This is a genomic window from Nakamurella sp. (genome assembly GCF_048594475.1).
Classification (GTDB): domain Bacteria; phylum Actinomycetota; class Actinomycetes; order Mycobacteriales; family Nakamurellaceae; genus Nakamurella.
Genome location: NZ_JBMDXT010000177.1, coordinates 1 through 3591 on the forward strand (window position 1 = coordinate 1; position 3591 = coordinate 3591).

At 69.2% G+C, this 3591-nt stretch carries 2 protein-coding genes; both read left to right on the forward strand.

Annotated features, from left to right (window positions below):
• Positions 1-1613, forward strand: a 1613-nt coding sequence (locus ACOJUF_RS08760) for a DNA translocase FtsK (protein WP_420121477.1), incomplete at its 5' end; no start/stop codon positions are given.
• A gap of 1163 nt (positions 1614-2776) precedes the next feature.
• Positions 2777-3586 carry a glycosyltransferase family 2 protein gene (locus ACOJUF_RS08765; protein WP_420121478.1) on the forward strand — a complete coding sequence of 270 codons (810 nt, stop codon included), beginning with the start codon at positions 2777-2779 and terminating at the stop codon, positions 3584-3586.
• Positions 3587-3591 lie beyond the last annotated feature (5 nt).

The window sequence follows — 3591 nt, forward strand, 5'->3', positions numbered from 1 at the left end:
GGGGTGCGCCTGCCGCGGCGCCGGCAGCGGGCGCCGGCCCCGCCGGTGCGGACGCGGCCGGGGAGCCGGCGTTCGTCGAGACGCCGACCACCCAGCTGCCCGTGGTGACTCCCGACCCGGGAGCGGGCTACCAGTTGCCGCCGGCGGGCCTGCTCAAGCTCGGGGCCCCGCCCAAGGTGTCCTCGTCCGCCAACGACGACATGATCAACCGGATCACCGGCGTGCTGGAGCAGTTCAACATCGACGCGGCGGTCACCGGCTTCACCCGGGGTCCGACGGTCACCCGCTACGAGGTCGAGCTGGGGCCCGGCGTCAAGGTCGAGAAGATCACCGCGCTGACCCGGAACATCGCGTACGCCGCCGCCACGGAGAGCGTGCGGTTGCTGGCCCCGATCCCCGGCAAGTCCGCGGTGGGCATCGAGGTGCCCAACAGCGACCGGGAGATGGTCCGGCTCGGCGACGTGCTGGCCGCGCCCGACGCCCGGACCGACAGCCACCCGCTGGTCATCGGCCTGGGCAAGGACGTCGAGGGCGGCTTCGTCACCGCCAACCTGGCCAAGACCCCGCACCTGCTGGTGGCCGGCGCGACCGGTTCGGGCAAGTCCAGCTTCGTCAACTCGATGCTGGTGTCACTGCTCGAGCGGGCCTCGCCGGAGGAGGTCCGGATGGTCCTGGTCGACCCGAAGATGGTCGAGCTGACGCCCTACGAGGGCATCCCGCACCTGATCACGCCGATCATCACGCAGCCCAAGAAGGCGGCCGCAGCGCTGGCCTGGCTCGTGGAGGAGATGGAGCAGCGGTACCAGGACATGCTGGCCCACGGGGTCCGGCACGTCGACGATTTCAACAAGAAGGTGCGCAACGGGCAGATCGTCACCCCGCCCGGGTCCGAGCGGGTCTACAAGCCCTACCCGTACATCCTGGGCATCATCGACGAGCTGGCCGACCTGATGATGACCGCGCCGCGGGACGTCGAGGACGCCATCGTCCGGATCACCCAGAAGGCTCGGGCCGCCGGCATCCACCTGGTGCTGGCCACCCAGCGGCCCTCGGTCGACGTCGTCACCGGCCTGATCAAGACCAACGTGCCGTCCCGGCTGGCGTTCGCGACGTCGTCGCTGACCGACTCGCGGGTCATCCTGGACCAGCCCGGCGCGGAGAAGCTGATCGGCATGGGCGACGGCCTGTACCTGCCGATGGGCGCGTCCAAGCCGGTGCGCATCCAGGGGGCCTACGTCTCCGACGAGGAGATCACCGCCATCGTCGACTTCGTCAAGGAGCAGGCGCAGCCGGACTACACCGACGGCGTCACCGTCGCCAAGGCCGACCCGGCCAAGGACGTCGACCCCGACATCGGCGGCGACATGGACCTGCTGCTGGAGGCGATCAACCTGGTCGTCACCTCGCAGCTGGGCTCGACGTCGATGCTGCAGCGCAAGCTGCGGGTGGGTTTCGCCAAGGCCGGCCGGCTCATGGACCTGATGGAGACACGCGGCATCGTCGGACCGTCGGAGGGATCCAAGGCTCGGGAGGTGCTCATCAAGACCGACGAGCTGGACGAGGTGCTGGCCACGATCGCGGGGGTGCCGGCGCCGGTCCCGGACGAGATCTGACGGACCGGCGACGGACGCCCGCCGGTCCGAGTGAACCCCACCCGACCAGGGTGAATGATCCGGCATGTTCCCCGGCCCGCCATTAGTCTGAGCTGGGCCGGAGGAGCCGGCCGAGGACGGGTGGGGGATTGTCGGGGATGGCCGCCAAGCCGAGCGACCGCTGCCGCTGCGGCCACGAGCGGGCGGCACACGAGCACTACCGGCGCGGGAACGACTGTGCGCTCTGCCCGCCCGAGCACCCCTGCGGTCGCTTCCGTGCGACCACCTGGTGGGGCTGGCTGCGCCGGTCCTAGTCGGCCGAGTGACCGGTCGCCGGTCCTCGGGTCCGGACAACGGCGCGACCCGGGGCCCGGCGGCGATCCGGCCCGCTGATCCCGTCGTGGCCTTGACCCGGCCCGGTACGTCCGGCGGGATCGGCCCCCCCGCCTGCTCAGAACGCTCCAGGACCCTCCAGGACGCTCCAGGTGCCGTCCCCGGTCCCATCACCGGGCCGGAGCCGTGTCGACCGGCACCGCCCGGCGGAACGCCGGCCACCCGTCCGGCGCGGTCCGGCTCCGGCCGGCCCGACGACGTGATGTGTTCGAGGTTCGTTCAGCGTTTGTGACCCCCGTGTTCAGGGTATGTTCGGCACTCATTCGGAAATGGTCGGCCCACGATCGCGTGTGAGATCCGCGTACGGCGCGGCGAGGGCGCCCAACGGGTTCCCGGCTCCGCGACAGTGGCCGTCGTCACATTTCGCCGTCGCAAACTGGACCAATCGGATCCGCGGCGCCGCCGTCCCGGACGAGCTCCTCGTTAATGGCGATTCGCATCCGGGGTGGGGTACGTGACATCCAAATTAATTCTTCACGACGGGCCCGTTCGGCCCACGATCCGCACGCCCTGAAGTAACCGTCGGTGATCGACATTTCCTACGATCAGGGAGGAACCGGATAGCAATCGGGTGGAGGCAACCCGACCGATCGGGACCTGTGTCGGCGCGCTCACATCTCGTTGTCATGTGCCACGCCCGATGCGGTAAGGTCTTCCTGGTCGTGTTCGGGACGCACAGTGGCTTCCCGGCGGGGGCTTCGCTCTGAATTCGTCAGGTTCGGCGCAGAACCGTGAATCGCCACCTCTCCCGTGCCCGAGCTTTCCACGTCGAGGAGACCTGAGAATTACTTATGTCTGCTAAGCCGTCATTGAATGATGTTTCCGTCGTTATTCCCACCCGCAACGAGGCCAAGAATCTGCCGTACGTGCTGGAAAACCTGCCCGATGGTCTGGGCGAGGTGATCCTGGTCGACGGCAATTCCGTCGACGACACCGTGGCCGTCGCCCGCGAACTGCGGCCCGACATCGTGGTCGTGCACCAGTCGCGGCGCGGCAAGGGCAATGCCCTGGCGGCCGGGTTCGCCGCCGCCACCAAGACCTTCATCGTGATGATCGATGCCGACGGGTCGATGGATCCGAAGGAGATCCACGCGTTCGTCGCCCCGCTGCACCGTGGGGTCAAGTACGCCAAGGGCTCCCGCTTCACCTCGGGCGGGGGCAGCGACGACATCTCCCGCATCCGGGACCTGGGCAACCGGTTCCTCAACGGGACCACCAACATCCTGTTCCGGACCCGGTTCTCGGACCTGTGCTACGGCTACAACGCCTTCCACCGTGACTGCCTGGCCGCGTTCGCGCTGCCGGATCCGCACGACGTGTCGGTGGCCGCCCGCTGGGGCGACGGGTTCGAGATCGAGACCCTGATCAACGTCCGGGTCGCCAAGGCCAAGGTGTCGATCGCCGAGGTGCCGAGCTTCGAGTCGGAGCGGATCCACGGCGAGAGCAACCTGCGGACCTTCCGGGACGGCACCCGTGTGCTGGCCACGATCATGCGGGAGCGGTTCAGCCGCACCCCGGTGCCCGTGGTCCCCTCCGCCCCCGTCGTCGTCGACCTGCCCGATCGCAGCGTCGCGGCGGTCGACCGCGCGGAGGCGGTGTGACCGCC